This window comes from Kitasatospora sp. NPDC093558 (genome assembly GCF_040683475.1).
Classification (GTDB): domain Bacteria; phylum Actinomycetota; class Actinomycetes; order Streptomycetales; family Streptomycetaceae; genus Kitasatospora.
In genome coordinates this window covers 1-1,118 of record NZ_JBFBDY010001345.1, presented here as the reverse complement: position 1 = coordinate 1,118, position 1,118 = coordinate 1, and the positions used below count along the sequence as shown (strand labels likewise).

Genomic DNA, 1,118 nt, shown 5'->3' with positions numbered 1-1,118 from the left:
CCTTCGCCGCCGCCGTCCTCGACGGGCACCTCGGCGGCGGCGAGGCTGCGGCCGGCCAGGTCGGCGACGACGAGGCTGACGCCGCCGGAGCGGACGTCGAACGCGGCGAGGTGGGCGCGCGAGGCGACCAGCGCGTAGACCCGGGCGTTGGGGCCGCGGCGCTGTTCGCCGCGTTCGCCGACGACGGCGACCAGGCCGGTGCGCTGGAGGCGGTCCAGCAGGTCGGCGACGGTGGGCCGGGACAGGCCGGTGAGGCCCCGCAGCTCGGTGGCCGTGAGGGGCCCCTGTTCGAGCAGCAGGTTGAGCGCCAGCCGGTCGTTGATCGCCCGGGCGGTGCTCGGCGTGGCCGTTCGCGCGGTGGTCATGGACGCTCATCCTTCCAGAGTGTTTCTATCAGGGTCCCTTCCTGATAATTTATCGCCCGCCGCAGCAAGCAGCCACCGCCGCACACCGCCGTCGAAGCAAACGCCGTCGAAGCACACCGCCGCCGCCGCAACCTGCCGCCGGACGGCCGATCCGCCGCGGGCAACCGGGAGGGAACCCACATGACCACGACCCCACCGCCGGCCCCGCTGCCCGCGCCCCGGGCGGCCAGGGCAAGCATCGCCCTGGTGTTCGCCGTGCACGGCGCCGTCACGGGCAGCTTCGTCAGCCGGATCCCGTGGATCCAGCACCGCCTCGGCCTCTCCCCCGGCCAGCTCGGGCTCGCCCTCGTGATGCCCGCCATCGGCTCATTCCTCGCGATGCCACTGGCGAGCCGGTTCGTCCACCGCTACGGCGGGCGGGCGGCGGTGCGGGGACTCGTCTCGCTCTGGTGCCTGGCGCTCGCCCTGCCCGCGCTCGCGCCGTCGCTGCCCGTCCTGTGCGCGGCCCTGCTCGTCTACGGCGCGACCTCCGGCATGTCGGACGTCGCGATGAACGCGCAGGGCGTGGAGATCGAGGAGCGCGTCGGCCGCTCGATCATGTCCGGCCTGCACGGGATGTGGAGCGCGGGCGGGCTGCTCGCCTCCGGCGCCGGCATCCTCGCCGCCCACCTCGACCTCGACGCCCGGCTCCAGCTGGCCGTCACCGCGCTGGTGCTGCTCGCCCTCGCCCAGGCGGTCTGCCGGGGCCTGCCC

Annotated in this window: 2 protein-coding genes; one reads left to right on the top strand and one right to left on the bottom strand. The window is 75.0% G+C overall.

What is annotated here, in order from left to right; all coding sequences use genetic code 11:
• Positions 1–365 (bottom strand): winged helix-turn-helix domain-containing protein (locus tag AB0O00_RS40855; RefSeq protein WP_363659717.1); only part of this gene is annotated, 365 nt, incomplete at its 3' end.
• 180 nt (positions 366–545) lie between these two features.
• On the opposite strand from AB0O00_RS40855, the gene AB0O00_RS40850 reads away from it, so the two are divergent.
• The coding region (locus tag AB0O00_RS40850) for an MFS transporter (RefSeq protein WP_363659716.1) at positions 546–1,118 on the top strand (573 nt) is incomplete at its 3' end.